The sequence below is a fragment of the Melaminivora alkalimesophila genome (assembly GCF_000282995.1).
In the GTDB taxonomy this organism is placed as follows: Bacteria; Pseudomonadota; Gammaproteobacteria; order Burkholderiales; family Burkholderiaceae_C; genus Melaminivora; species Melaminivora alkalimesophila.
Genome location: NZ_ALEE01000132.1, coordinates 1 through 2633 on the forward strand (window position 1 = coordinate 1; position 2633 = coordinate 2633).

The following is a 2633-nucleotide window of genomic DNA, read 5'->3' on the forward strand; positions in this document are numbered from 1 at the left end:
CGGCGGAGCGGCTGGCGACCGACACGGTCTTCACCAGCGCGCCGGTCTTCCTGGCCATCGCCACGCTGTCGCTGTGGTGGACGAAAGCGCGCGACGCACGCGCCTGGCTGGCGCTGGCTCTGTGCTGCCTGCTCTTCCTGGCGGTGCTGGCCGCACTGAGCCGCTTCACCGGGCCGGAGATGGCGGGAGTGGGCGCTGGCCTGGCCGTGATGGTGGTGCTCCTTGCCCCGTCCTGGGCACGAAGGCCCGGCAGCGGCGGCGCCGGCCTGCGCGCAGCCATGCCTTACCTGGTGTTGATCGGCTGCGTGCTGCTGCTCAAGGGCGGGGTGCTGCTCACACAGGCCGATGGGCTGTGGCAGGTCGCCGGCCATGCCGTGGTCTGGAAGCCGCTGACCTCGCCCGGGCTCGCGCTGGCCGCCGCGTCCATGGGGATCGCCTGGCGCCACCCGGGGCTGCTGCGCCCGCCGGCTGGCCGCCCCGCCCTCGGGCAGGCGTTGCGTGCGCGCGCCACGCGGCCGCTGCTGACCATCGCCGGGTTTCTCGCGCTGTCGCAGATCATGGTCAAGGGCGGCTTCCTGGACGCGCTGACGCAGGCGCTGTCCGCGCTCTCCCTGGCCGCCGCCGGCCCGGTGGTGGCCGCCTTGGGCGCGCTGTCGGGCTACCTGACGGGCTCCACGCTCGGTGGCAACGCCATCTTCATGCCCGCGATCGGGTTGCTGCCCGAGACCGCCCGTCCGCTGCTCGCCGCCCTGCAGAACAGCGGCGCCGGGCACGCCGCCATGGCCTCCATCCCCATTGCCATGGTGGCGCTGGGCCTGGCGCGGGGGACGCGGGAAGAGGAAGGCGCGCTGGTGCGCTTCGGCTTCCTGCTGGCCTGCCTGAACACGCTGCTGGTCGCCCTGGCGGGCCTGGTGGCACTCGCCCTGTAGGCGCACGCGGCCTGCGGGCTCTGCGGGCATGGGCACAATGCGCGCCAGTTCCGGCTGCCCTCTTTCCGCTTCAACCATGCTCTACAACGCCCTGAAGCTGCTCCACGTCCTGTCCATCATCGTCTGGGTGGGCGGGATGGCGTTCGCCCATTTCTTCCTGCGCCCGGCGGTGCAGCAGCTTGCGCCGGCCGAGCGCGTGCCGCTGATGCGCGCCATCCTGCAGCGCTTCCTGGCGGCGGTGGGCGCGAGCGTCGTGGTCGTGCTGACCACCGGGCTGGCGCTGATCGGCATGGTGAGCATGGGCGGGGGCTTTGTCATGCCCTGGGACTGGAAGTTCATGTCCGGGGTGGGTCTGCTGATGATGGCGATCTACGCCTATATCTACCTTGCGCTGCTGTCGCGCCTGGATACGGCCGTCCAGGCAGCAGACTGGGCTGTAGGGGGCGACGCCCTGGCGCGCATCCGCACCTGGGTCGGCATCAATCTGCTGCTCGGCACGGCCATCGTCGTGGTCGTGTTGCTGTGGTGAGGCGCGGGCCATGGCGCAGCCCCCCAGGACGCTGCTGATCGTCTGGCACAGCCAGACCGGCGGCACGCGCCAGATGGCGGAGGCGGCCCGCGACGGGGCGCTGGCCGCGGGAAACTGCCAGGTGCGGCTGCAGCACGCGGCGGACACCGGTCCCGAGGACGTGCTCGCCGCCGATGGCTACCTGTTCTGCACCCCGGAAAACCTGGCCTCCATGAGCGGCCAGCTCAAGGATTTCTTCGACCGCTGCTACTACCCGGCCCTGGAGCGCATCGAGGGCCGCCCCTATGCCACCCTGGTCTGCGCCGGCAGCGATGGCACGGGCGCAGCCCGGCAGATCGCGCGCATCGCCACGGGCTGGCGCCTGAAGGGCGTGGCGGAGCCACTGATCGTGTGCACCCATGCACAGACGCCCGAGGCCATCCTGGCGCCCAAGACCATCGCCGCCGCCGACCTGCAGGGCTGCCGGGCGCTGGGCGAGGCGCTGGCCGCAGGCCTGGCGCTGGGCATCTACTGACGCCTGCCCGGCGCCGCAAGCGCCCCAGCGGCCCGGCGCCGGACCATCCCCCTACAGCGGCCAACGGAACCCGTGGCCTTGCTACAGTGCGGCCCATCGCGCTGCCCTGCCCGGCGGGTCCGGCGCCGGCGGCAACGCAGAACCCCCCTTTACCTCGCGAGGAGCGCACATGGCACGCACCGTTCACTGCATCAAGCTCGGCAAGGAAGCCGAAGGCCTGGACTTCCCCCCCTACCCCGGCGAACTGGGCAAGCGCATCTACGAGAACGTGAGCAAGCAGGCCTGGGGCGATTGGCTCAAGCACCAGACCATGCTGGTCAATGAAAACCGCCTGAACCTGGCGGACGCCCGGGCCCGCCAATACCTGGCCCGCCAGATGGAAAACCACTTCTTCGGCGCAGGCGCGGACGTTGCTGCCGGCTACGTGCCGCCCAGCGCATGAGGCGGCGCGGGCCGCCCAGCGCAGGGCCCGGCTGCCGGACGTGAGGCGAGCGCGCGCAGGGCATCGCTTCCCGACCCATGGGTGAATCCCTGGACTGGCTGCCCGACGGCGCGCCCTTCAGTCCGCGCTTCGGAGACCGCTACCACGGCATCGCAGGCCATGGCCTGCCGCAGGCGCGCGTGGCGTTTCTGGCCGGCTGCGGCCTGCCGGCGGCCTGGG

At 72.0% G+C, this 2633-nt stretch carries 4 protein-coding genes; all 4 read left to right on the forward strand.

Annotation, left to right across the window (positions count from 1 at the left end; all coding sequences use genetic code 11):
• A partial coding sequence (locus A612_RS01910) for an L-lactate permease (protein WP_019372925.1) occupies window positions 1-929 on the forward strand: 929 nt, incomplete at its 5' end.
• Between the two features lie 76 nt (window positions 930-1005).
• Window positions 1006-1458 carry a CopD family protein gene (locus A612_RS01915; RefSeq protein ID WP_019372926.1) on the forward strand — a complete coding sequence of 151 codons (453 nt, stop codon included), beginning with the start codon at window positions 1006-1008 and terminating at the stop codon, window positions 1456-1458.
• 10 nt (window positions 1459-1468) lie between these two features.
• The gene (locus A612_RS01920; RefSeq protein WP_019372927.1) at window positions 1469-1972 is read left to right on the forward strand and encodes a flavodoxin family protein; all 504 of its coding nucleotides are present in this window, start codon (window positions 1469-1471) and stop codon (window positions 1970-1972) included.
• A gap of 169 nt (window positions 1973-2141) precedes the next feature.
• A complete protein-coding gene (locus A612_RS01925; RefSeq protein WP_019372928.1) occupies window positions 2142-2414 on the forward strand; it encodes an oxidative damage protection protein in 273 nt (90 codons plus the stop codon).
• Window positions 2415-2633 lie beyond the last annotated feature (219 nt).